The following is a 21,875-nucleotide window of genomic DNA, read 5'->3' on the forward strand; positions in this document are numbered from 1 at the left end:
CCAGGCCCTGCGCGGCTAGCGCAAACCAAGTCCGCGGGCGATGATGCCGCGCAGCACCTCGGTGGTGCCGCCCTGGATGGTGAGTTTCGGTGCGGTCTTGATGGCGAAGTCGAGCTGCCGCTCCAGCGTCTCGCGGTTGGTCGCGGTCTCCTCGACGAAGGCAGCGAGATCCCGCACGCGATGCGGCAGCTGCTGCTCCCAGACCGTGCCGATGTCCTTGACGATCGACGCCTCTACCACCGGCTCCTTGCCGGCCTGCAGCATGCCGGCCACCGAGACCGACATGCGCCGCATGGTGTGGAGCTGCGCCACCAGGCGCCCGATGCCTTCGGCGCTACGCGTGTCCGGATTGGGGCCGACCGCACGCACCAGCTCGGTCAGCACGTAATAGGTCTCGAGGAAGCGTTCGGGACCGGAACGCTCATACGCCAGCTCGCTCGTCGCCTGCTTCCAGGCGCCATCGACTTCGCCGAGCACGTGATCCTCGGGCACGAAGAAGTCGGTGAAGACGACTTCGTTGAACTCGTATTGGCCGGTGATCTGGCCGATCGGGTTCACCTGGATGCCCGGCTGCTTCATCTTGACCAGGAATTGGGTCAGGCCGTGACGGCGGTTTTCCTTGGTCGGCGGCGAGGTCCGGAAGATCGCGATCATGTAGTCGGCGATGTGCGCCGACGAGGTCCAGATCTTGGTGCCGTTGATGAGATAGCCGCCGTCGGTCTTGGTCGCGCGCGTCTTCGCCGCGAACAGGTCCGAGCCGGAGTTCGGTTCGCTCATGCCGATGGCAAAGCAGATTTCACCGCGGCAGATCCGCGGCAGGATATCCATCTTGATATGCTCAGGCGCGTATTTGATCAGCACCGGTCCGCTCTGGCGGTCGGCGACGAAGAAGCGCCGCGTCGGCGCGTTGGCGACGCGCATCTCCTCGGTCACGACGTAGCGTTCGAGGAAGGAGCGCTCCTGGCCGCCATATTTCTTCGGCCAGGTCATGCCGAGCCAGCCCTTGGCGCCGACCCGGCGGGAAAATTCCGGCGCGTCGGTGTCTTCGCGGTTGGGCTTGTGCGGGTCGAACGTGCCGGCGGCGATCTCTTCGGCGAGGAAGGCGCGCACTTCCTTGCGCAATTGCTCGCACTTCTCGGGCAGGCGGATCGGGTCGAAACGGAGGGCAGCGGTCATGTGTTTCTCTCCCTGATCAGCGCGACGCCACGAGCGGCCACAATTCGTCGGCGCCGCGGTTTGCGACCAGCTTGCCGAGCTCGACGGCCCAATGGCTCTCCGAGCCGAAATCGTCGCGCCATGCCAGCGCCCGCAGCGAATAGCGGTGCAGGATATGCTCGATGGTGAAGCCGATCGCCCCGTGCACCTGATGCGCGATGGCACCGCCTTTTTCCGCAGCTTCCGCGCAGCGGATCTTTGCCGAGGCCGCTTCGAGATAGACCTCGCCGTTGAACGAAGTGGCGTTCGCGATGGCGTCGGCCGCCGAAGTCGCAGCCGCAAGGGCCGCGGCGGATTCGCCGGCGAGGCGCGCCAGATTGTGCTGCACCGCCTGGAATTTCGAGATCTTCTTCTCGAAGGCGACGCGCTCGTTGGAATAGCGCACGGAGATGTCGAGCATCGATTCCAGCGCGCCGGCGATTTGCAGGCTGCGCGCAACGCCGCCCATCAGCATCAGCGTGGTCTGGTCGAGCTCCTTCGGCGCGGCCTTGCGCGTGACGGGCTGGACCTTGTCGAGCGTCACGGTGTCGCTGTGGTCGTAGCCGACATTGAGGCCGGACTCGATCCGGACCTTGCCGGCATCGACCAGCGCGATCGAGACGCCATCCTTCCCGTGTGCCAGCACCGCAAAATGCTTCGCCGCCTTGGCATAGGGCACGCCGCGGGCGCGGCCGGAGAGCGAACCGTCGGCATCGAGAGTGATGCGGTCCTTGGGCGACGCCGGCAGCACCGTCATCTCGCCCTCGGGCGATGCGATCTTCGCCTGCGCCAGCAGCCAGCCCGCGAGCATGGTCTCGGCCAGCGGAACCGCGACCGCGAAGCGGCCGGCGGCGTTCAGCAGCGCAAAGCCGTCGGCGAGACTCGCGCCGGAGCCGCCGAGATCATCGGGTACCCATGACAAGGGCAGGCCGGCCTCGCTCAGCGCCTGCCACAGCGGCGCCTGCCAAGCATTCTTCTTGTCGTTGTTGATGGTTTGCGGATCGGCGAGATCGGCGAAGATCTTCTCCGCGGTCTCGACGACGATGTTGTCACTCTCCGCCACAGCGTTCCCCGTGTTTTGCCGTTGGCGCGTCCCGCCTGGTGAGCGAGCCGCGCAAGTCTTCTTGGCAGGTCTTCTTGCGCCCGATGATCCGAAAAAGCCATGGCCCTGACAAGCGTTGATCGCAGGTCAACCTGCGGCTCAGGCATGGACAAGGATCAAGAGGAGGCTAATTCCGCTTAGCGGAGTTTGATCGATTTGCAGGGCGCGGCAAACTCGCTAAACAAGGCCAGCGGCTTAAGGCTCGCATCTGAACCAGGGGAAGGAAATCCGGATGGCCAAAGACAATCTGTGCGCGATCGTGACGGGGTCGGCATCCGGCCTTGGCGCGGCAACCGCGGAAATCCTCGCGCGCAGCGGGGCGCGGCTCGTCATCAACTATTCGTCGAGTAAGACCGAGGCCGAGGCGACCGCGGAGGCTTGCCGCAAGGCCGGCTCTCCGGACGTTCTGGTCGCGCAGGGCGACGTTTCGAAGGATGACGATTGCCGCAGAATCGTTGCGGCCGCCAGCGCCTGGGGCCGGCTCGACATCCTCGTCAACAATGCCGGCACCACCAAACATGTTGCCCATGCCGATCTCGACGGCCTGTCGGCTGAAGATTTCCAGCGCCTCTATGGCGTCAACACCATCGGCCCGTTCCAGATGGTGCGCGCCGCGCGCAGCCTGCTCGAGGCCGGCGCGAAGGCCTCGGGGCGTCCGTCCGCCGTGGTCAACGTCTCCTCGGTGGCCGGCATCAGCGGCGTCGGCTCGTCGATCGCCTACGCCGCGAGCAAGGGCGCGCTCAACACCATGACGCTGTCGCTGTCGCGCGCGCTGGCGCCGCTGATCCGCGTCAACACGGTTTGCCCGGGTTATATCGACACGCCATGGTTCACCAAGGGCCGCGGCGAAGCCGGCGCCAAGCAGGTGCGTGACAGCGTGGTGGCGAAGGTGCCGCTCAAGGTCGCGTCATCAGCCGAGGACATCGCGCAACTGGTCTGCTTCCTGGCGATGCCGGCCTCCAGCAACATGACCGGCGAAGTCGTGCGCATGGATGCGGGGATGCATTTGATTACGTGAACTCGTCATTGCGAGCGCAGCGAAGCAATCCAGACTGCCTCTGCGTAAAGACTCTGGATTGCTTCGTCGCTTCGCTCCTCGCAATGACGGAGTGCGATGAGGCGGCGTAACACCTAACAGATGGCGGCCGCTACCCCTTGATCACGCCGCTCGCCACCAGCCGGTGCCAGATGAACAGCACCACCACTGCGCCGAGCGTGGCCATGATGAAGCCGGCGCCCTGGTCGGGGCTGTAATGGCCGATCGCCTGGCCGATGAAGGTGGCGAGAAACGCGCCGGCGATGCCGAGGATAGTGGTGAGGATGAAGCCGCTCGGGTTGTTCGGTCCCGGCGCCAGCCAGCGCGCGATGAGGCCGGCGATGAAGCCGACGACGATGATCCACAACAGGCCGCCCATGCTCATGAGTATGCTCCCCTTCCCGAAAGCGCGTCGATCAAGGTCCGATTAAAGTTTGCCCGAGAGCTCCTGCTCGGTCGGCAGCCGTCCGTCCGGCGTCAGATGATCGATCACCTGCGGCAGATATTGGCTGAGGCCGTTGAGCAGTTCGTCGCGCGACAGGCCGCTCTGGGCGGACAGGCTTTCGATCTGGTCGGCGCCGAGTGCGTTGGCGAGATCGCCGGGTGCGATCGGCTTGTTCTGGCCCTTGCCAACCCAGGAATTCGCGGTGTCGCCGTGGCCGCCCTGCTGGAGCTGGTTGAGGAGGTCGCCAAGGCCGCCGCTCAGCACGGATCCGGCCGCGCCGCCCGCGAGCAGGCCGCCGAGCCCGCCTTTGAGCAGGCCTCCGAGACCGCCAAGACCGCCGCCGTCGGCGTTCACCGGCGGAGGGGCAGGCGTCGGCGACGGCTGCGGCGCCGTACCGGACTGGTTTGCGGTCATGTGCTTGAACGCCTTCCAGGCAAGCAGGCCGAGCAGCGCCATCGTCATCGGCGACATGCCGCCGGAGGATTTCTCGGAGCTCGGCGTAGAGGGGCCGCGCGGGCCGTTCTGCATGCCGTTGAGGACGTCGAGTAGACCCATGGTGCTCTCCTTTGGCGTCTCGTCCGGCGAGCGCTCGCCGCTGACTGCCCCCGGGGCGAAAACATATGGGGCGCTCATGACCGTTACAAGTCGGATGCGACGCGATTGGTTGCCGGCCTCCCCTCTGCTATCGAGGGCGGGTCGTTCAGGGAGCAAGGCGAGGTGATGACGGATCGACCGATCGTGGTGGCCGGCGCGGGCGCCATCGGCTGTTTCGTCGGAGGCCAATTGGCCGCCTCGGGCCGCCGTGTCGCGCTGCTGGTGCGGCCGCGGGTGAAGACCGAGATCGAGCGGTTCGGCCTGCGGCTCACCGGCTTCGACGGTTCCGAGAAGAAGCTGGGTGCGGGCCAGCTCGCGCTGTCGGAGGATCCCGCGATCTTCCACAGCGCCGGCATCGTGCTGGTCACCGTGAAGAGCGCCGACACCGCCGATGTCGCGGATCAGATCGCGCAGCACGCGCCTGAGGATGCCGTCATCGTCTCGCTCCAGAACGGTGTCGGCAATGTCGCGGTGCTGCGGGAGCGCCTTGGTAACCGCCGCGTGCTCGCCGGCATGGTGCCGTTCAACGTGATCGCGATGGGCGAGGGCCGTTTCCACCGCTCGACCTCCGGCGACATCCATATTGGAGAGGATGCCGGGAACACGGCCGCGGCGCTCTCGGTGGCCGGTCTCACGGTGCGCGCGAGCCGCGACATCGCCGGCGTGCAATGGGGCAAGCTGATTATCAATCTCAACAACGCGCTCAGCGCATTGTCCGACTTGCCGCTCGCCGCGCAACTGGCAAACCGCGACTGGCGCAGGCTGTTCGCCGATCAGATGGCCGAGGGGCTCGCTGTGCTGAAGGCCGCCGGCATCGCGCCGGTCTCGGCGACGCCGATTCCAATGAACTGGACGCCGACGCTGCTGCGGCTGCCCGACGTGATCTTCAACGCGATCCTGGGGCGGACCATGAAGATCGATCCCGAGGCGCGCTCCTCGATGTGGCAGGATTTGAAACAGGGCCGCAAGACCGAGATCGACTATCTGCAAGGGGCGGTCATCGCGCTCGCCGAACAAAATCATGTCGAGGTGCCGCTGATGCGCCGCATTGTTGCGCTGATCAGGGAAGCCGAGGCGGCCGGCAACGGTCCGCCGCGTCTGACGCCGCAGCAGATCCGCGGCAGGACTTGAGTAAGAGGAGATGTGCGATGAGGCGTTGGCGAATGATGGGACTGGCGCTGACCGTGCTGTTAGGCGCATCGACACTCGCGCATGCCAGGCCGCCGACGGTCCAGACCTCTCCCGGCTATGACAGGCGACTGCAGGAGAGCCGGTCGCAATTGGGCGGCTCGCCGACAGTCACGGTGCCGGCGGATGTGCCGGTGGCCAAACCGAAACACGGCAAGAAGAAGTACAAGAACTGAGGCTCCAGGTCCCGCTCTAGGGTGGGCAAAGCGAAGCGTGCCCACCAACTCTCTCAATCATTGATGAATGGTCGGCACGGCGCTTTGCGCCTTTGCCCACCCTACAGGTCAGTGCAAGAGACTCAGCCCTTCTTCGCCGGCTTGCTCGGGGTCGGATTGAACAGCTTCTTCAGATCGTTCAAGCCTTCCGACAGCCGCGGCCATTCGCACGAGAACGAGCCCTTGGCGCAGGGCGCGCCCTTCCGCTGGCCGATGGTCTGCTGCACCTTTGGCCGTTCGACCGGCATCGGCACGCGCTCGACGTCGGTTCGCAATGCGACCTGCTGGATTTGCCGCGCCTGTTGCTCCTGCTGCTCGCGCTGCTGACGCGCGGCAGCCTCGGCCGCTTCGTTGTTGCGGCGCTCCTTGGCGAGATAGGCGGTATAGGCTGCGTCGATCTTCTTCTGCTCCTCCGGCGTCGGATTGGGGCCGGCGATGTCGAAGGTGCGATCCTGCAGGAAGTCGTAATAGGAATAGCCGCCGCCCGGCTTGCGGCGGCCGGCGAACTTGGCGTTGCAATCGGCGAGCGCGGCTGTCTTCTCGGATTTGGTCGCGGCTTTCTCGGCGGCGTCGGCGCATTCCTCGAAGTCGACGGGCGCGCGTTTCCACCATTGCGCCTGGGCATGCGCATGCGTCAGCAGAAGAAGCCCTGCTGCGGCAACGAGAAGCAGCGCCGCACGACGCAATGCAATCACGGACGACATTCTACAAGAGCATTCCTTGCCAAACTCAACCCGAACTGAGTCGAGCCGGATTTTTGCCTCTTTATCGTCGGCTTGTCACCCGTGGAACCCGGGAATTTCATGGCTGGGATGCTGACATTTTGTGCTTGACGTGGCGCGGGAGTCACAGCGCCGCAGTCCGGCAAACTGCTACACTTCGACCTGCGAGCGCCTCACCTGAGGCGACGCCAAGAAGACGAAGTGGAAACGCCTGATGCTGCTGCCCCTGTCCGACGTGCCGCGCTGGTACGCTGAACGCAAACCGCAAGGTACGATCGCGATCCGCCATGGGCAGGACACGCTGACATGGGACCAGCTCGAGCGCGGTGCCAACCGGCGCGCGCGGGCGTTCATGGCCAAGGGCGTCAAGCCTGGCGATTTCGTTGCGATCGGGTTGCCGAATGGCAATGCGTTCTTCGAGACCTCGTTCGCAGTTTGGAAGTGCGGGGCGACGCCGACCTCGCTGTCATGGCGGCTGCCGCGCGGCGAGGCCGCTGCCGTGCTCGACATTCTCAAGCCCGCGCTGGTGGTGGGCGGCGAGGCCGATTGGAACGCGCCGAACCGTCTGCCGGCGGATTTCGTTCCGGAAGGTTTTTCGGATGAGGCGCTCGATCCGCCGGTGGCGCGCTACTGGAAGGCCATGACCTCCGGCGGCTCGACCGGCCGGCCGAAAGTGATCCTCGATCATCAGCCGGCGGTGACAGATACCGTGGCCGTGCCGCCGCTCAATATCCCGATCGGGGTCTCGCTGCTCAATCCGGGGCCGCTCTATCACAATGCACCGTTCATCGTGTCGCATTACGCGCTGTTCACCGGCGGCCAGCTCACAGGCCTTGCCAAGTTCGACGCCGAGGAGACGTTGCGGCAGATCGAACGCGAGCGCGTGCAATGGATCAATTTCGTCCCGACCATGATGCACCGGATCTGGGCGCTGCCCGAGCAGGTGCGCAACGCCTATGATCTGTCGAGCCTGCAGACCGTGTTTCACATGGCCGCTCCGATGCCGCCCTGGCTGAAGGAGAACTGGATCGCCTGGCTCGGCCCGGAGCGGATCTGGGAGCTCTATGGCGGCACCGAGCGGCAGGGCGCCTGCATCATCTCCGGCACGGAATGGCTGACGCACAGGGGCTCCGTCGGCAAGATCGGCGACATGGCGAAGCTTCGCATCATCGGCGAGGACGGCAGCGACGTTGCGCCGGGCGAGACCGGCGAGATCTATTTCCTCAACAATGACGGCAGGGACGCCACTTATCACTATCTCGGCGCCGAGCCGAAGCGGCGCAGCGACGGCTGGGAATCGCTCGGCGATATCGGCCGTCTGGACGCGGAAGGCTATCTCTATCTCGGCGACCGTCTTGCCGACATGGTGCTGCGCGGCGGCGCCAACATCTATCCGGCCGAGGTCGAGGCTGCGGTCTCCGAGTGTCCGGGCGTGCGCTCCTGCGTGGTGGTGGGATTGCCCGACCCGGAGCTCGGCCAGCGCGTGCACGCCATCATCGAGCCGGAGGCCGACAGCGATGGCCAGGCGATCGCCGACGGCATGGCGGAGTTCTTGAAGGACAGGCTCAGCCGTTACAAGCACCCTGAAAGCTTCGAGTTCGTCGGCGCCCCGCCGCGCGATGATTCCGGAAAAGTCCGCCGCACCCTGTTGCGCGACGAGCGCGCAGCGTGGATGAAGGAAGGGCGCGCCTTCCGGATATGGCCGGCGAAGGCGCGGGCGCAGGCCGATTGATTGACGGAAGGAATCCAGGACATGACGATCACCATCGCAGCCAACAGCGTGCCCAAGCCGCCGGCCGGGATCATCGAAGGCTTTCGCGGGGCGCCGACCTCGGTCATTTCAGACAATCTCGCCCGGCTCCCCGGCGCGGTCGGGCTGAAGCCGTATCATCGCGGGGCCAAGCTGGTGGGCACGGCCTTCACCGTGCGCACCCGTCCCGGCGACAATCTCGCCATCCACCGCGCGCTCGAGCTGGTCGGGCCCGGCGACGTCATCGTGGTCGACGGCGGTGGTGACGAGACGCGCGCGCTGGTCGGCGAGATCATGAAGAACATTGCACAATGGCGCAAAGCCGAAGGCTATGTGATCGACGGCGCGATCCGCGATGTCGCGGCGTTCGCAGGCGACGACTTTCCATGTTACGCCCGCGCCGTGATCCACCGCGGCCCCTACAAGAACGGGCCCGGCGAGATCAACGTGCCCGTCACGATCGGCGGCAGCGTGATCTCGCCCGGCGACATCGTCGTCGGCGACGAGGATGGCGTGGTGTCGTTTCCCGCCGCGGGCGCGGCTGCGCTGCTGGAAGCCGTGCGCGCCCAGGTCGCTCGCGAGGAGGAGACCATGAAGGCGATCCGCGAGGGCCGCTATCAGGGCTCCTACGGCAAATCCTGATCACAAGAGCAAAAGGGAGGACGGCGTGAGCCAGAAGGAAGAATTCCACAATATCGACGATCCCAGCGACGGGCTGTTCCGTGAGCTCGCGGCGGGGGTGACCACGCGCATCTTCTCCGGCGAGCAGGCGATGCTGTCGGTGGTGACGCTGGCCCCGCATGCGCAGGGCACGCTGCACCATCATCCCGAGGAGCAATGGGGCGTGCTGCTCGACGGCTCCGCCATCCGCGTCCAGGGCGATGAGGAGATTGCGGTGAAGAAGGGCGATTTCTGGCGCACCCCGGGCAATGTGCCGCACACCATGCGCGCCGGCCCTGACGGCGCCCGGGTGCTGGACATCTTCAGTCCGCCTCGGCCAGAATACAAGAAAGCGGGATCGGGCTTCGGCACGACCTGAAGCGCTTAAAAGCAAAAAGCAAAGCGCAAAATAAAACAGGGAGGGGACCATGACGATCACACGACGGGCGCTGCTGGCCGCACCGGCCATTCTCGCATTGACGCCGGCAAACGCGCAGGCCGGCAAGATCACGCTGGTGGTGCCGTTTCCGCCGGGCGGCTCGACCGACGCGATGGCGCGGCTGCTGCAGGCCAGCCTGCAAACCAAACTCAACCGCATCGTCGTGGTCGAGAACAAGTCTGGTGCAGCCGGCGCGCTCGGCGCGGCGCAGGTCGCCAAGAGCCCGGCGGACGGCACCTCGTTCCTGGTCACCTTCGATTCCCACGCGGTGATTCCGTCGATCCTCGACAAGCCGCCGGTCGACGTCGAGCGCGAGCTGATGCCGGTGCTGCTGATCGGCACCGCGCCCTATGTGATCGCCGCCGGCGCCGGCCGCCCTTACAAGAGCTTCGCCGACGTGGTGGCGGCCTGCAAGGCGACGCCGGGCGCGGTGAAATATGCTTCCGTCGGCATCGGCACGCTCGGCCATCTCGCCATGACCGTGCTCGGCAGCAAGGCCGGCGTCGAGATCATGCACGTGCCCTATCGCGGCGGCGGGCCTGCCATGAACGACGTGCTCGGCGGCCATGTCGATCTCATCGCGGGATCGGCGGCGCTGGTCGCCGCCCAGCTCGGCACCAACATGCTGCATCCGATCCTGCAGCTCGGCCGCGAGCGATTGCCGGCCCTGCCTGATACGCAGACCGCGATCGAGGCGGGCTTTCCGGATTTCGAGACGCTGGCCTGGTGGGGCATCTTCGCGCCCGCAGGCACGCCGCCCGATGTCGTCGCAGCCTTCGCGGCGGCGTCCAAGGAGATCCTCAGCGAGCCCGCGACCGCCGCCCAGCTCAAGGATACCCAGCAGATGACGCTGCTGCTCCAGGACGGCGCAGCCTTCAAGACCTTCTTCGACAAGCAGGTCGCCACTTGGGGCAAGGTGGTGAAGGACAACAATATCAGGGCGTGACGGGCCCGCCGACGGCTGCATTGATCGCGGCGAGGGCTTCCGATTCCGCCCCCGCTTTGATATGAACACCTCCAGGCAACCCGCCTCGCTGGCGGGTTCCGCGGTCCCGTAGCTCAGCCGGATAGAGCGGCGGTTTCCTAAACCGTAGGTCGCATGTTCGAGTCATGCCGGGATCGCCATTTTGTCATCGGTAACGGCCGCCATTGGCAGGCCCTCCGGCGCAGGAATTGCTAGAAGCAACAGACTTCCTTCCTGGCCTCGCCGGCCTGTCGGCCGCGCCTCACTGCCTCATCCGGAGACGACAATGCCTTTCGACTTGATCCTGCGCGGCGGACGCGTCGTCGACCCGTCCCAGAAGCTCGATGCCGTGACCGATGTCGCCTTTGCCGGCGGCAAGGTCGCTGCGGTCGGCAGCGGGCTCAAGGCCGATCCGGGCACTGACGTGCGCGACGTCTCGCAGTTCATCGTGACGCCTGGACTGATCGATCTCCACACCCATGTCTATTGGGGCGGCACTTCGCTCGGCATCGACGCCGAGGAATTCTGCCGGCTCTCCGGCGTCACCACCGCGGTCGACACCGGCAGCGCGGGCCCCGGCAATTTCGCCGGCTTTCGCAAGCATGTGATCGAGCCGAGCCAGGTCCGCATCCTCGCTTATCTGCACGTCTCGCATGCCGGCATCTTCGGTTTCTCGCACCGGATCATGGTCGGCGAGAGCGAGGAACTGCGGCTGATGAATCCGATCGAGGCCGCGAAGGTGGCCGATGCCAACCGCGACCTCATCGTCGGCATCAAGGTGCGCGTCGGCTTGCACTCCTCGGGCACGTCGGGCGCCGTCCCGCTCGACATCGCGCTGGAGGTCGCCAACGAGGTCGGCATGCCCTTGATGGCGCATATCGACCATCCGCCGCCGAGCTATGAGGAGGTGCTGGCGCGTCTGCGTCCCGGTGACGTGCTCACCCATGCATTCCGCCCCTTCCCGAACACGCCGGCAACCGCGCAGGGCACGGTGAAGAAGGCGGTGCTGGACGCGCGCGAGCGCGGCGTGCTGTTCGACATCGGCCACGGCAAGGGCTCGTTCGCCTTCAAGACCGCGCGCGCGATGCTCGCCAACGGCTTCTATCCGGACACCATCTCGTCCGACATCCATCAGCTCTGCATCGACGGCCCGGCCTACGACCAGGTCACGACCATGTCGAAGTTCCTGTGCATGGGCATGGAGCTGTCCGACGTGATCGCGGCCTCGACCGTGAACGCGGCGATGGCGCTGCGCCGCCCCGAGCTCGGCAGCCTCAAGCCCGGCAGCGTCGGCGACGCCACGCTTGTTACGGTGAAGCAGGGCCAGTTCGACTATGAGGACGTCGTCGGCGAGCACCTGACCGGCGACCGCAAGATCGTCTCGGAAGGCGTCGTCATCGGCGGCCGCTGGTGGCATCCGAACTGACGACTGGCCGGAATTAGTGACGCGCGGGACACACGCTCAGTCGCGTCCTGCCTCCATGATGGCTTTGGCGAGCCGCGCCGGATCGGAGAAGCAGAGCTCGTGGCTTCCGGATACCTGAACAAGGCGGAAAAGGCCGAGCTTCTCCGACAACCGCGGATGCCAGGGATGGCTGTGCGGCATTGCGATGTCCTCTGTGCAGTTGATGTAGGATTTGGCCAGCGGCATCTCCGCCGGATTGGTCTTGAGCGTGATCTTGTCGGTGAAGGTCGCCATCGGATGCGGATTGAGGATGTTATAGGCGCGCTGCGCCGTTTCCAGATCTGCATCGTTGATGAAAGCTTCCCGCCAGACCGGGAACGGCAGCACCACTGAGCCGTCGCCGCGTTCGGCCGCGATGGTGTCGAACAGTCCGATATAGTGCGGCGGCACCATGTCGTTGAGGCATTCGCCATTGTTGGGCACGAAGGCATTCCAGTAGACCAGGCGGCGGATACGCTCCGGCGCGAGGTCGGCAACGCCCGTAATGATCATGCCGCCATAGGAATGGCCGAGCAGGATGACGTCCTTCAGATTATTTTCGGCAAGATAGTCGGCGATCGACTGAATCGCTTCCTTCAGTCCCGTCGTCTTGGCATCGCCCGGGCGGTTGCCCTTGATCGTAGGCGTGTAGACTTGGTGCCCGGCGGCACGGATCGGTGCCGCGACAGGCTCGAACTCGGCACCGGTGTGCCATGCCCCGTGAACGAGAACGTAGGTCGACATGTTGTGGCCCCTCCTGAGGGTGTGGTTAGATCGACAGAGGTAGGCCCCCTTGCGGCTCGCGCGAGGCACGCAGCGGACAATTCTTGTTGTACGAAGTGTGAACCGGCTGGTTATTTGCCGCTTGGCTGGAAGTGAACCGGATTGGTCTCGGAGTGAACCGATGCAGGAGATCGAGCGCGCCGTTCCGTCACGCCAATCGGCCTGGAACACCGCGGATATCAGGCTAAGCGAGCAATTTGCCTACTACCGCGAGGCAGTCTGCCAGGCCTTTATGAAGTTGACCCCGGAGCCGATGGCGGCCGCAGGCTTCCGCGCCAGTGTCGAGAATGTCAGGCTCGGCGATGCCGCGATCAACCGCGTCAGCTTTCCCGAGCACGTGGTGCGTCGTTCCGCGGCCGACATCGCGGCGTCCGACCGCAGCTGCTTCTATCTCAATCTGAAGCTGGCCGGCCGCTGCCGCATTCGGCAGGACGGTCGCGAGATCAGTCTGTCGTCAGGACAGGTCGGAATTTTCGACAGCGACCGGCAGTTCGCCCTTCTGCACGACCGTGGTCCGCAATTGCGGGTCGCCTCGTTCTGGGTGCCGGCGGAGGTCCTGCGCGAACGCTTGCCGGCGTCGTTCGACGTTACCGCGTCCCGAGTCTCCGACGACCCCTTTGTCGGCCATCTCATCGTGGAGACGGCGCGCACGCTCAGCGACGGTGCGCTACGCATGACCGAGCAGGAGGGCGTGCGGTTGTTCCGGGCGCTGATCGAACTGGTCGCCGTGAGCCTGTCGCGGCGGAGCCGGGCAGGTGCTGCGGCGTCCGAGAGTCTTGCCGACGCAACCACGCTGGCGCTGAAGCGCGCCATTCACCGGCGGCTCCGCGAGCCCGGCCTTGCGGTCGCCGATGTCGCCGAGGCCGTCGGCATCAGCGAGCGGTACGTCCACAAGCTGCTGGCACGATCGGGCTTCAGCTTCACCGATTATGTCATCGACCATCGGCTCGACGGAGCGGCCAGGGATCTCGGCGATCCCGAGATGGCAGGCCGTGCGATCGGCGCCATCGCGTTCGACTGGGGCTTTTCGGACCTCTCTCACTTCACGCGGCGCTTCAAGCAGCGCTTCGGCTGCCGGCCGCGCGACTGGCGTGCGCGTTGACCTACAGCGACCTCGCGATCAACAGCTTCATGATCTCGTTGGTACCGCCGTAGATCTTCTGGATGCGGGAATCGATGAAGATGCGCGAGATCGGGTATTCCTGCATGTAGCCGTAGCCGCCGAACAGCTGGAGGCATTCGTCGGCGGTCTGGACCTGCTTGTCCGAGCACCAGTATTTCGCCATCGACGCCGTGACGGTGTCGAGGTCCTTGGCGACGAGCCGCTCGATGCACCAGTCGACGAAGACGCGCGCGATCATCGCTTCGGTCTTGCGCTCGGCAAGCGTAAAGGCGGTGTTCTGGAAATCCATCAGCGGCTTGCCGAACGCCTTGCGTTCCTTGGTGTAATCGACGGTGAGTTTGACGGCGCGCTCCATCGCGGCGACGGCGCCGACGGCGAGCGCGAGCCGTTCTTGCGGCAGTTGCTGCATCAACTGGACAAAGCCCTGGCCTTCCTCGTTGCCGAGCAGGTTTTCCGGCGCCACGGTCACATTGTCGAAGAACAGCTCCGACGTGTCGGAGGCATGCAGGCCGATCTTGTCGAGGTTGCGCCCGCGCTTGTAGCCGTCGGCGCCCTGGGTTTCGACCACGATCAGCGAGAGGCCTTTTGCGCCGGCCTCGCCGGTACGCGCCACGACCACGACGAGATCGGCAGCCTGGCCGTTGGTGATGAACGTCTTCTGGCCGTTGATGACGTAGGAATTGCCCTGCTTCCTGGCCGTGGTCTTCACGGCCTGCAGATCCGAGCCGGTGCCGGGCTCGGTCATGGCGATGGCGCCGACCATCTCGCCCGAGGCCATCTTCGGCAGCCAGCGCTTCTTCTGCTCCTCCGAGCCGTAATTGAGGATGTAATGCGCGACGATGGCGCTGTGCACGGAGACGCCGGTGGTCAGCTCCGGCACCGTGCTTTCGAGGTCGTCAAGTACCGCCGCGTCATAGGCGAAAGTCGCGCCCAGGCCGCCATATTCCTCGGGCACGCTCGCCAGCAGCGCGCCCATCTCGCCGAGGCCGCGCCAGGCGAAGCGGTCGACCATCTTCTGCTCGCGCCATTTCTCGGCATGCGGCGCCAGATCCTTGGCGAGATATTTCCGGAACTGGTCGCGGAACGTGTCCAGCTCTTCGGTCATCCACGATGATCGGTAATGCATCGGCGCCTCGCTTTTCAGACTATCAGGCCGCCACCGGCGACGACCACCTGGCCGCTGATATAATTGGATTCCGGGCTGCAGAACAGATAGACGGCGTCGGCCGCCTCTTCCGGTGTGCCGCCGCGACCGAGCGGGATCATGCGCGACATCGCTTCCAGCATCTGCGGCTGCACGCCCACCTTGATGTCGCGCCCGGCGACGTCGATGGTCTTCTGCTGCGCCTCGATCGGCTCGGTCAGGCGGGTGTTGATCAGGCCGAAGGCGACGCAATTGACGTTCACCTTGTAGCGGCCCCACTCCTTGCACATGGTTCGGGTCAAACCGATCAGCGAGGCCTTGGCCGAGGAATAGCTCGCCTGTCCGGCATTGCCGTAGAGGCCGGCGATCGAGGAGATGTTCACGACCTTGCGGAACACCTCGCGGCCCTGCTCGGCTTCCTTCCTGGCGAAGACGCGGATCGGCTCGGCCGCCGCGCGCAGGAGTCGGAACGGCGCGACGAGATGGACGTCGAGCATGGCCTGAAACTGCTCGTCCGTCATCTTCTGGATGGTGGAGTCCCAGGTGTAGCCGGCATTGTTGACGATGATGTCGAGCCCGCCGAACTTGTCCAGCGCGGCGCCGACAAAGCGATCGGCGAAGCCGGTGTCCGCGACGCTGCCGTTGACGGCGACGGCATCGCCGCCGAGCGCCTTGATCTCCGCGACCACGGCGTCGCCGGGCTCGGCATCGAGATCGTTGACGACGACGCGAGCGCCTTCGCGCGCGAGCTTGAGCGCAATCGCGCGTCCGATGCCGCGGCCCGAGCCGGTGACGAGCGCGACTTTTCCTTGCAGCTTTGCCATGTGGTCTCCCTGGATTCTGTTACAGCGCGATGACGGCGCTGCCGTCGAGCTTGACCTCGCCGCGTTCGTCCCTGGTGGTGAGCGCGAGCCTTGCGCGCCGCTCGCCGCTTTCGGTGAAGAGCTCGGTCACGGTGCCCTCGCATGTCAGCCTGGCGCCGAGCTGGGTCATGGCGACGAACCGGGTCGCGAAGGCGCGGAGCTTCGATGGCGGCACCGCATCGGTGAGCGCCTGGCCGAGGCAGGCCATCACCAGCATGCCGTGGGCGAACACATCAGGAAATCCCGCCGCCTTGGCGAAGTCGAGATCGACGTGGATCGGATTGTGATCGCCCGATGCGCCGCAATAGAGCGCGAGCGTGTGGCGGGTGATCGGCGGAAAGACCTTGTGGACGATGCGGTCGCCCGTCTTGATGTCTCCGGATGCGATCACGACGCCACCTCGTTGCGGACGACGATGGTGCGCGCGGTATCGGCGACATGCACGCCGTCCTGGTTGGTCACCGTGCACCGGATGCCGATCAGCGTCATCGCGCCGCCCTTCTTCTCCGCGACGCTGGTCACACTCGGACGAAACGTCAGGGTGTCGCCGACCAGAACCGGGGCGTGATAGACGAAGCTCTGCTCGCCGTGCAGTACGCGGGCGAGATCGATGTCGAGCGCGGTGAACATTTCGAAGGGATCGTCGACGTCCATCATCTCCAGGCAGAACAGATAGGTCGGCGGCACCGGCGTGCCGGCGAAACCGGATGCGCGCGCAGCATCGGCGTCGCGATAGACCGGGTTCTGTTCACCCAGCGTATTGAGGAAGTAGCGAAGGCGGCCCGGCTCCACGCGCGCGGTGACGGGCGTGAAGCAACGCCCTACGGCGGACTGATCGACCATGGCGGATATCAGTGCCGCTTGTAGAGGGTGACGACGCAGGCGCCGCCGAGGCCCAGATTATGCTGGAGCGCGACCTTTGCACCCTCGACCTGGGTGGGGCCTGCCGTGCCGCGCAATTGCCGCGTCAGCTCATAGCACTGCGCAAGCCCGGTGGCGCCGAGCGGATGCCCCTTCGAGAGCAATCCGCCGGACGGATTGGTCACGATCCGGCCGCCATAGGTGTTGTCGCCGTCATTGATGAACTTGCCGGCTTCGCCCTCGCCGCAGAGGCCGAGCGCCTCGTAGGTGATCAGCTCGTTGTGGGCGAAGCAGTCGTGCAGCTCGACCACGTCGAGATCGCCGGGCCCGACGCCGGCGCTTTCATAGACTCGGCCGGCCGCCGCTTTGGCCATGTCGTAGCCGACCAGCTGCATCATGTCGCCGGCCTTGAAGGTTGAGGGCGTGTCGGTGGTCATGGCCTGCGCCGCGATCCGCACCTCCTTGCCGATGCCGTGCTTGTCCGCAAACCGTTCGGACACCAGCACGGCGGCGGCGCCGCCGCAGGTCGGCGGGCACGCCATCAGGCGCGTCATCACGCCGGGCCAGATCACCTGGTCGTTCATGACGTCGTCCGCCGTGACCTCCTTGCGGAAGAGGGCGAGCGGATTGTTCTTGGCATGGCGGCTCGCCTTGGCGCGCACCTTGGCGAAGGCGTCCAATGGTGTGCCGTATTTCTTCATGTGGCTCAGTCCGGCGCCGCCGAAATAGCGCAGCGCCAGCGGAATGCCGGGCGCGTCGATCAGCTCGTCCGCGGCCGCGTCGAATTCCTCGAACGCGCTCGGGCGATCGGTGTAGACGCTGCCGAGCGCACCGGGCTTCATCTGCTCGAAGCCCACTGCCAGCACGCAATCCAGCGCGCCGCTCGCGATCATCTGCCGCGCCATGAACAGCGCGGTCGAGCCGGTCGAGCAATTGTTGTTGACGTTGACGATGGGGATGCCGGTCATCCCGACATGGTAGAGCGCGCGCTGCCCGCAAGTGGAATCGCCGTAGACGTAGCCGACATAGGCCTGCTCGACCTTCTCGTAGCCGAGGCCGGCGTCGGCGAGCGCGAGCCTGGTCGCCTCGGTCCCCATCGCGTGATAGGGCGCGCTGGCGCCCGGCTTGGCGAACGGGATCATGCCGACCCCTGCGACGATGACGTCAGACATCGTTCCTCCGATAATTTACCCGTTGGACTTTTTCTTACCAGCGGGTAATATATCGGCCGGTATCCTCCGGAGTCAACGCAGTCGAGCATGGATTCAGCGCCGCCCACTCCGCCGTCATCGCCGCCGTCTTCCTCCCCTTGGCTGCCGTTCGAGAGCCGGCGCCGGGCCCGGGACGAGAAGCGCGAGGCGGTGCTGCGCGCCGCCGTGCAGCTGTTCCTCGAGCAGGGTTATCATCGCGTCACGCTGAACGAGGTCGCCGAGCGGCTGAACATTACCAAGCCGGCGCTGTACAATTACTTCCGGGGCAAGGACGAGATCCTGTTCGAATGCTGGTCGATGGGTGCCGAGCTCGTCGACAGCGTCATCACCGAGATCAATGCCGGCAGCGGCTCGGGCCTCGCCAGGCTGCGCAAGCTGGTGTATGCCTATGCCGCACTGATGGCGACCGATTTCGGTGCCAGCCTGGTGCGCTTCGACCTGCGCGACCTGACCGAGCGGAACGCCGCCGTCGCCCGCGCCGCCAAGAAGCGGATCGACGCCACGTTCCGGGACTATATCGCCGCAGGCATGGCCGACGGTTCGATCAATCCTTGCGATCCCAAGCTTGCCGCGTTCGCGATCGCGGGCTCGCTCAACTGGATCGGCCATTGGTATCGACGGGACGGCGGTTTGTCGCCGACCGCGATCGCCGACGAGTTCACGGCTCGGCTGACCGAAGGCCTGGCGGCTGCCGTACCGCAACACACGATAAAGAAAAACAAGACGCCGGGGGCGCCGCAACGGCGCAACCCAGGACGCAAGACAACAGGGAAGAAGCGAACAGGGGGAGGACCACGATGAACATCACGCACGGCCTGCGGCGCGCGCTGCAGATCAACCCGAACGGGCTCGCCACCGTCTACGGCCAGCGGCGGCGAAACTGGGGCGAAGTCGGTGAACGCGTCGCCAGGCTGGCCGGCGGGCTGCGCACGCGCGGCGTCAGCGACGGCGACCGCGTCGCCGTGCTGTCGTTCAACTCAGACCGCTATCTCGAGCTTTACCTTGCCACCGGCTGGGCCGGCGGCGTGATCGTGCCGCTCAACATCCGCTGGAGCGCGCTGGAAAACGAGGATGCGCTGCGCGACTGCCGTGCTTCCATTCTGGTCATGGACAAGGCCTTCGCGCCGATCGGCGCACAACTCGCGGGCGCCATTCCGGGGCTGAAGCTGATCTATGCCGACGACGGCGAGGTGCCGGCGGGGATGGAGAGTTACGAGGATCTGGTCGCAGGCAGCGCGCCGGTTGCCGACGCCATGCGCAAGGGCGACGATCTCGCCGGCATCTTCTACACCGGCGGCACCACCGGACGTTCCAAGGGCGTGATGCTCAGCCACCGGAATTTGATGGCCAATGCGCTCAACGCACTCGGCGAAGGCCTGTTTCCGACGAGCACGACCTATCTACACGCGGCGCCGATGTTCCACCTCGCCAACGGGGCGGCGATGTACTCGCTCCTGCTCTCCGGCGGCTCCAACGTGATCGTTCAGGGCTTCACGCCCGAAGGTGTGATGGCCGCGATGCAGAACGAGCGCGTCACCGACGTGCTGCTGGTGCCCACGATGATCCAGATGCTGGTCGATCACCCCGCGATCGGAAACTATGACCTGTCGGCGCTCGAACACATCATCTACGGGGCTTCGCCGATCAGCGAGGCGGTGCTCGATCGCGCCGCGCGCGCCCTGCCGCATGTGCGCTTCACGCAGGCCTATGGCATGACCGAATTGTCGCCGATCGCGACGCTGCTGCACTCCGACGAGCATATCGGCGAGGGGCGCAGGAAGGGACGTCACCGCGGCGCCGGCCGTGCCACGCTCGGCTGCGAGGTGCGGATCGTCGACGAGAACGATCGGCCGGTGCCGGCCGGAAGCGTCGGCGAGATCGTGGTGCGCGGCGACACCGTGATGATGGGCTATTGGGAGCGGCCGGAAGAGACCGCGCGTGCCGTCGTCGACGGCTGGATGCACACCGGCGATGGCGGCTACATGGACCAGGACGGGTTCATCTACGTCGTCGACCGCGTCAAGGACATGATCATCTCGGGCGGCGAGAATGTCTACTCGGTCGAGGTCGAGAACGCGCTGGCGCAACACTCGTCCGTGCTGCAATGCGCCGTCATCGGGATTCCCAATGAGCAATGGGGCGAGCAGGTCCATGCCGTGGTGGTGCGGCGCAGCGGCAGCGAGGTCTCGGCCGGCGAGCTGATCGAGTTCACGAAGACGTTGATCGCGGGATACAAGTGCCCGCGCAGCATCGATATCACCGAGACACCGCTGCCGCTGTCCGGCGCCGGCAAGGTATTGAAGCGCGAGCTGCGCAGGCCGTTCTGGGAGGGCCGGGACCGGCGGGTGAGCTGACGTCGCCGCACGCGGTCTGGCGCCCGAAGTTTCGTGTTTCCAGATCGCGGTCGCGCGGCTACCAATGGCGGGATTCATCGGGAGATGTCGGGTCTTGATCGAGACGCGCGAGCTGAAGCTCGATATCGAAGTTGCGGACACGGTCTCGGCACTGCTGCAGCTGCCGGCGAACGCGCGCGCCTGTTACGTTCTCGCGCATGGCGCCGGCGCCGATATGCGGCATGCGTTCATGGAGAAAGTCGCGGTGGGCCTTGCCGAGCGCGGCATCGCGACGCTTCGTTTCAATTTCCCCTACATGGAGAAGAAGCAGGGACGCCCCGACCGGCCGGCCGTCGCGCACGCTGCCGTCCGCGCGGCGGTCGCGGAGGCGGGGCGGCTGTGTCCCGGGTTGAAGCTCGTCGCCGGCGGAAAGTCGTTCGGCGGGCGCATGACATCGCAGGCGCAGTCCAAGGCGCCACTGCCGGGGGTGAAGGGGCTCGCCTTCCTCGGCTTTCCCCTGCATGCCGACAAGAAGCCGTCGTCAGAGCGGGCCGAGCATCTTGCCGGCATATCGGTTCCCATGCTGTTCCTGCAGGGAACACGGGATGGGCTTGCCGATCTCGGTTACCTCAAGCCTGTCGTCGAGAAGCTCGGCCCGAAGGCGACGCTGCACGAGGTCGCTGGCGGCGACCATTCCTTCGCGGTGCTGAAAAAGTCCGGCCGGACGAATGAAGAGGCGCTGACAGAGGTGCTCGACACGCTCGCGGCCTGGATTGACCGGCTCGCCTGAGCTTCACGCCGCATAAAGCCCCTTGTCGCGCGCCTTCTGGATCGCCAGCGCGGCGATCAGGTCGAGCGTCGGCGTCGATAGGCCGGCGGTACGTGCGAAGGCGGCGGGCGCTTTCACCAGCACGTCGATCTCCATGGCGCGGCCGAGCTCGTAATCCTGCAGCAGTGAAGGCTTGTGATTGGGAGCTGGGCCGCTGCGCGTCACGCGCTTGACCTCGGGGATGAAATGCTGGGCGATATCGTTGGCTTCGTTCAGCATGCGCGGAATGACGTCTGCAAAGGCAGGATCGTCGCGCACGCCGCGTGCGGTCTGGCCGGTGAGCAGGCACAACACCGACAGCGACATGTTGGTCAGCAGTTTTGACCAGATCGCCTCGCGGATCTCGGCGACCGGCGGTGACTCCAGCCGCGCGTCGTTGAAGACGTTGCGCAGCCTGGTGATCCGTTCGCAATTGCGGTCGTCGCACTCCCCGATCAGCAGACGGTTGCGGTCTGGCGTCAGGTTCTGCACCACGCCGGGTGCGGTCACCTCGTTGGAGGAGAAGACGACGCCGCCGATGATCCGCTCCTTCGGGATGCAGGCGCGCAGGCGTCCGCCGGGGTCGAGGAAGGAAATGTCCGGCGGTGTCGCGTGCCGCGGCGGCAGGCCGATCCCGTACCACCAGGGAATACCGTTCTGGGCGAAGACGATGGCGGTGTCATCCTGAAGCAGCGGCTTGATGCTGGCGACCAATCCCGGGAGCGCGGTGGCCTTCAAGGTCGAGATCACGACGTCCTGCGGACCGAGTTGGGCCGGATCGCCCGAGGCGTTCACCTTGGCGGAGACCTCGGAATCGCCGACGCGCAATTTGAGGCCATTGGCCCGGACCGCCTCCAGATGCGCTCCCCGCATCACGCACGAAACGTCATGACCGGCGCGCGCCAGCCGGACCGCGATGTGGCTGCCGACGGCGCCCGCGCCGAAAATGCAGATGCGCATGATGATTCCCTGGTCCCGAACTGTCGCCCGGCGCCA

General features: G+C 65.7%; 24 protein-coding genes and 1 tRNA gene. 13 read left to right on the top strand and 12 right to left on the bottom strand.

The features are described from left to right. Positions 1–15: 15 nt before the first annotated feature. Both CIT40_RS03460 and CIT40_RS03465 read right to left on the bottom strand, forming a co-directional pair. The gene (locus CIT40_RS03460; protein WP_094890895.1) at positions 16–1,176 is read right to left on the bottom strand and encodes an acyl-CoA dehydrogenase family protein; all 1,161 of its coding nucleotides are present in this window, start codon (positions 1,174–1,176) and stop codon (positions 16–18) included. 16 nt (positions 1,177–1,192) lie between these two features. Then, positions 1,193–2,257 (bottom strand): acyl-CoA dehydrogenase family protein, encoded by a 1,065-nt coding sequence (locus CIT40_RS03465; protein ID WP_094890894.1) that lies wholly within the window; start codon positions 2,255–2,257, stop codon positions 1,193–1,195. A gap of 271 nt (positions 2,258–2,528) precedes the next feature. On the opposite strand from CIT40_RS03465, the gene CIT40_RS03470 reads away from it, so the two are divergent. Beyond that, positions 2,529–3,314: an SDR family NAD(P)-dependent oxidoreductase gene (locus tag CIT40_RS03470; RefSeq protein ID WP_094890893.1), complete on the top strand. Its 786-nt coding sequence runs from the start codon at positions 2,529–2,531 to the stop codon at positions 3,312–3,314. 130 nt (positions 3,315–3,444) lie between these two features. Here CIT40_RS03470 and CIT40_RS03475 read toward each other — a convergent pair whose 3' ends face one another. Together CIT40_RS03475 and CIT40_RS03480 are read right to left on the bottom strand one after the other, a co-directional pair. Continuing rightward, positions 3,445–3,717 (bottom strand): GlsB/YeaQ/YmgE family stress response membrane protein, encoded by a 273-nt coding sequence (locus CIT40_RS03475; protein ID WP_080670147.1) that lies wholly within the window; start codon positions 3,715–3,717, stop codon positions 3,445–3,447. 42 nt (positions 3,718–3,759) lie between these two features. Beyond that, a complete protein-coding gene (locus tag CIT40_RS03480; RefSeq protein WP_094891067.1) occupies positions 3,760–4,332 on the bottom strand; it encodes a YidB family protein in 573 nt (190 codons plus the stop codon). Positions 4,333–4,494: 162 nt separating this feature from the next. Here CIT40_RS03480 and CIT40_RS03485 point away from each other — a divergent pair, with 162 nt between their 5' ends. Both CIT40_RS03485 and CIT40_RS03490 read left to right on the top strand, forming a co-directional pair. After that, the gene (locus tag CIT40_RS03485; protein WP_094890892.1) at positions 4,495–5,502 is read left to right on the top strand and encodes a 2-dehydropantoate 2-reductase; all 1,008 of its coding nucleotides are present in this window, start codon (positions 4,495–4,497) and stop codon (positions 5,500–5,502) included. A 17-nt stretch (positions 5,503–5,519) separates the two neighbouring features. Continuing rightward, positions 5,520–5,735, top strand: coding sequence for a hypothetical protein (locus CIT40_RS03490; RefSeq protein ID WP_094890891.1), 216 nt, complete (start codon positions 5,520–5,522; stop codon positions 5,733–5,735). A gap of 122 nt (positions 5,736–5,857) precedes the next feature. Here the strand turns inward: CIT40_RS03490 and CIT40_RS03495 are convergent, their stop codons facing one another. Next, on the bottom strand, positions 5,858–6,478 hold the full coding sequence (locus CIT40_RS03495; RefSeq protein WP_162307333.1) for a hypothetical protein: 621 nt from the start codon (positions 6,476–6,478) through the stop codon (positions 5,858–5,860). A 232-nt stretch (positions 6,479–6,710) separates the two neighbouring features. Here CIT40_RS03495 and CIT40_RS03500 point away from each other — a divergent pair, with 232 nt between their 5' ends. The 6 genes from CIT40_RS03500 (at position 6,711) to CIT40_RS03525 (ending at position 11,735) form a co-directional block, all read left to right on the top strand. After that, positions 6,711–8,228: an AMP-binding protein gene (locus CIT40_RS03500; protein WP_094890890.1), complete on the top strand. Its 1,518-nt coding sequence runs from the start codon at positions 6,711–6,713 to the stop codon at positions 8,226–8,228. Between the two features lie 21 nt (positions 8,229–8,249). After that, complete coding sequence (locus CIT40_RS03505; protein ID WP_094891066.1) at positions 8,250–8,888, top strand: RraA family protein; 639 nt, start codon at positions 8,250–8,252, stop codon at positions 8,886–8,888. A 25-nt stretch (positions 8,889–8,913) separates the two neighbouring features. After that, complete coding sequence (locus CIT40_RS03510; protein WP_094890889.1) at positions 8,914–9,285, top strand: dimethylsulfonioproprionate lyase family protein; 372 nt, start codon at positions 8,914–8,916, stop codon at positions 9,283–9,285. A 49-nt stretch (positions 9,286–9,334) separates the two neighbouring features. Beyond that, positions 9,335–10,291 carry a tripartite tricarboxylate transporter substrate-binding protein gene (locus CIT40_RS03515; protein ID WP_094890888.1) on the top strand — a complete coding sequence of 319 codons (957 nt, stop codon included), beginning with the start codon at positions 9,335–9,337 and terminating at the stop codon, positions 10,289–10,291. 102 nt (positions 10,292–10,393) lie between these two features. Further along, positions 10,394–10,470: transfer RNA gene (locus tag CIT40_RS03520), tRNA-Arg, on the top strand. A gap of 125 nt (positions 10,471–10,595) precedes the next feature. After that, positions 10,596–11,735 (top strand): amidohydrolase/deacetylase family metallohydrolase, encoded by a 1,140-nt coding sequence (locus CIT40_RS03525; RefSeq protein WP_094890887.1) that lies wholly within the window; start codon positions 10,596–10,598, stop codon positions 11,733–11,735. Positions 11,736–11,771: 36 nt separating this feature from the next. On the opposite strand, the gene CIT40_RS03530 is transcribed toward CIT40_RS03525, so the two are convergent. After that, entirely contained in the window at positions 11,772–12,497 is a 726-nt protein-coding gene (locus CIT40_RS03530; protein ID WP_094890886.1) for an alpha/beta hydrolase, read from the bottom strand. Positions 12,498–12,657: 160 nt separating this feature from the next. On the opposite strand from CIT40_RS03530, the gene CIT40_RS03535 reads away from it, so the two are divergent. Next, positions 12,658–13,638 carry a helix-turn-helix domain-containing protein gene (locus CIT40_RS03535; RefSeq protein WP_094890885.1) on the top strand — a complete coding sequence of 327 codons (981 nt, stop codon included), beginning with the start codon at positions 12,658–12,660 and terminating at the stop codon, positions 13,636–13,638. Between the two features lies 1 nt (position 13,639). Here CIT40_RS03535 and CIT40_RS03540 read toward each other — a convergent pair whose 3' ends face one another. The 5 genes from CIT40_RS03540 to CIT40_RS03560 are packed head-to-tail and all read right to left on the bottom strand — an operon-like array spanning position 13,640 to position 17,699. Next, the gene (locus CIT40_RS03540; RefSeq protein ID WP_094890884.1) at positions 13,640–14,785 is read right to left on the bottom strand and encodes an acyl-CoA dehydrogenase family protein; all 1,146 of its coding nucleotides are present in this window, start codon (positions 14,783–14,785) and stop codon (positions 13,640–13,642) included. A gap of 14 nt (positions 14,786–14,799) precedes the next feature. Next, a complete protein-coding gene (locus CIT40_RS03545) occupies positions 14,800–15,627 on the bottom strand; it encodes an SDR family NAD(P)-dependent oxidoreductase (RefSeq protein ID WP_094890883.1) in 828 nt (275 codons plus the stop codon). 19 nt (positions 15,628–15,646) lie between these two features. Continuing rightward, positions 15,647–16,057 (bottom strand): MaoC family dehydratase, encoded by a 411-nt coding sequence (locus tag CIT40_RS03550; protein WP_094890882.1) that lies wholly within the window; start codon positions 16,055–16,057, stop codon positions 15,647–15,649. Continuing rightward, entirely contained in the window at positions 16,054–16,509 is a 456-nt protein-coding gene (locus CIT40_RS03555; RefSeq protein WP_094890881.1) for a MaoC family dehydratase N-terminal domain-containing protein, read from the bottom strand. The genes CIT40_RS03550 and CIT40_RS03555 overlap by 4 nt, the downstream gene beginning before the upstream one ends. A gap of 8 nt (positions 16,510–16,517) precedes the next feature. After that, entirely contained in the window at positions 16,518–17,699 is a 1,182-nt protein-coding gene (locus tag CIT40_RS03560) for a lipid-transfer protein (protein ID WP_094890880.1), read from the bottom strand. Between the two features lie 87 nt (positions 17,700–17,786). On the opposite strand from CIT40_RS03560, the gene CIT40_RS03565 reads away from it, so the two are divergent. The 3 genes from CIT40_RS03565 to CIT40_RS03575 all read left to right on the top strand — a co-directional run bounded on the left by CIT40_RS03565 (position 17,787) and on the right by CIT40_RS03575 (position 20,861). Then, positions 17,787–18,539, top strand: a complete 753-nt coding sequence (locus tag CIT40_RS03565) for a TetR/AcrR family transcriptional regulator (protein WP_094890879.1) — start codon at positions 17,787–17,789, stop codon at positions 18,537–18,539. After that, on the top strand, positions 18,536–20,092 hold the full coding sequence (locus tag CIT40_RS03570) for an acyl-CoA synthetase (protein WP_094890878.1): 1,557 nt from the start codon (positions 18,536–18,538) through the stop codon (positions 20,090–20,092). The genes CIT40_RS03565 and CIT40_RS03570 overlap by 4 nt, the downstream gene beginning before the upstream one ends. Before the next feature lie 64 nt (positions 20,093–20,156). Next, complete coding sequence (locus CIT40_RS03575; RefSeq protein ID WP_094890877.1) at positions 20,157–20,861, top strand: alpha/beta hydrolase family protein; 705 nt, start codon at positions 20,157–20,159, stop codon at positions 20,859–20,861. A 3-nt stretch (positions 20,862–20,864) separates the two neighbouring features. On the opposite strand, the gene CIT40_RS03580 is transcribed toward CIT40_RS03575, so the two are convergent. Then, a complete protein-coding gene (locus CIT40_RS03580; protein ID WP_094890876.1) occupies positions 20,865–21,839 on the bottom strand; it encodes a ketopantoate reductase family protein in 975 nt (324 codons plus the stop codon). Positions 21,840–21,875: the final 36 nt, after the last annotated feature.

The sequence above is a fragment of the Bradyrhizobium amphicarpaeae genome (assembly GCF_002266435.3).
Classification (GTDB): Bacteria; Pseudomonadota; Alphaproteobacteria; order Rhizobiales; family Xanthobacteraceae; genus Bradyrhizobium; species Bradyrhizobium amphicarpaeae.

What these genes read in the sequence shown, in the direction of transcription:
- CIT40_RS03570 (WP_094890878.1), top strand. Translation starts at nt 18,536, where the DNA reads ATGAACATCACGCACGGCCTGCGGCGCGCGCTGCAGATCAACCCGAAC.
- CIT40_RS03475 (WP_080670147.1), bottom strand. Translation starts at nt 3,717, where the DNA reads ATGAGCATGGGCGGCCTGTTGTGGATCATCGTCGTCGGCTTCATCGCC.
- CIT40_RS03535 (WP_094890885.1), top strand. Translation starts at nt 12,658, where the DNA reads ATGCAGGAGATCGAGCGCGCCGTTCCGTCACGCCAATCGGCCTGGAAC.
- CIT40_RS03540 (WP_094890884.1), bottom strand. Translation starts at nt 14,785, where the DNA reads ATGCATTACCGATCATCGTGGATGACCGAAGAGCTGGACACGTTCCGC.
- CIT40_RS03580 (WP_094890876.1), bottom strand. Translation starts at nt 21,839, where the DNA reads ATGCGCATCTGCATTTTCGGCGCGGGCGCCGTCGGCAGCCACATCGCG.
- CIT40_RS03560 (WP_094890880.1), bottom strand. Translation starts at nt 17,699, where the DNA reads ATGTCTGACGTCATCGTCGCAGGGGTCGGCATGATCCCGTTCGCCAAG.
- CIT40_RS03460 (WP_094890895.1), bottom strand. Translation starts at nt 1,176, where the DNA reads ATGACCGCTGCCCTCCGTTTCGACCCGATCCGCCTGCCCGAGAAGTGC.
- CIT40_RS03505 (WP_094891066.1), top strand. Translation starts at nt 8,250, where the DNA reads ATGACGATCACCATCGCAGCCAACAGCGTGCCCAAGCCGCCGGCCGGG.
- CIT40_RS03525 (WP_094890887.1), top strand. Translation starts at nt 10,596, where the DNA reads ATGCCTTTCGACTTGATCCTGCGCGGCGGACGCGTCGTCGACCCGTCC.
- CIT40_RS03500 (WP_094890890.1), top strand. Translation starts at nt 6,711, where the DNA reads ATGCTGCTGCCCCTGTCCGACGTGCCGCGCTGGTACGCTGAACGCAAA.
- CIT40_RS03490 (WP_094890891.1), top strand. Translation starts at nt 5,520, where the DNA reads ATGAGGCGTTGGCGAATGATGGGACTGGCGCTGACCGTGCTGTTAGGC.
- CIT40_RS03530 (WP_094890886.1), bottom strand. Translation starts at nt 12,497, where the DNA reads ATGTCGACCTACGTTCTCGTTCACGGGGCATGGCACACCGGTGCCGAG.
- CIT40_RS03515 (WP_094890888.1), top strand. Translation starts at nt 9,335, where the DNA reads ATGACGATCACACGACGGGCGCTGCTGGCCGCACCGGCCATTCTCGCA.
- CIT40_RS03565 (WP_094890879.1), top strand. Translation starts at nt 17,787, where the DNA reads ATGGATTCAGCGCCGCCCACTCCGCCGTCATCGCCGCCGTCTTCCTCC.
- CIT40_RS03470 (WP_094890893.1), top strand. Translation starts at nt 2,529, where the DNA reads ATGGCCAAAGACAATCTGTGCGCGATCGTGACGGGGTCGGCATCCGGC.
- CIT40_RS03555 (WP_094890881.1), bottom strand. Translation starts at nt 16,509, where the DNA reads ATGGTCGATCAGTCCGCCGTAGGGCGTTGCTTCACGCCCGTCACCGCG.
- CIT40_RS03480 (WP_094891067.1), bottom strand. Translation starts at nt 4,332, where the DNA reads ATGGGTCTACTCGACGTCCTCAACGGCATGCAGAACGGCCCGCGCGGC.
- CIT40_RS03575 (WP_094890877.1), top strand. Translation starts at nt 20,157, where the DNA reads ATGGCGGGATTCATCGGGAGATGTCGGGTCTTGATCGAGACGCGCGAG.
- CIT40_RS03545 (WP_094890883.1), bottom strand. Translation starts at nt 15,627, where the DNA reads ATGGCAAAGCTGCAAGGAAAAGTCGCGCTCGTCACCGGCTCGGGCCGC.
- CIT40_RS03495 (WP_162307333.1), bottom strand. Translation starts at nt 6,478, where the DNA reads ATGTCGTCCGTGATTGCATTGCGTCGTGCGGCGCTGCTTCTCGTTGCC.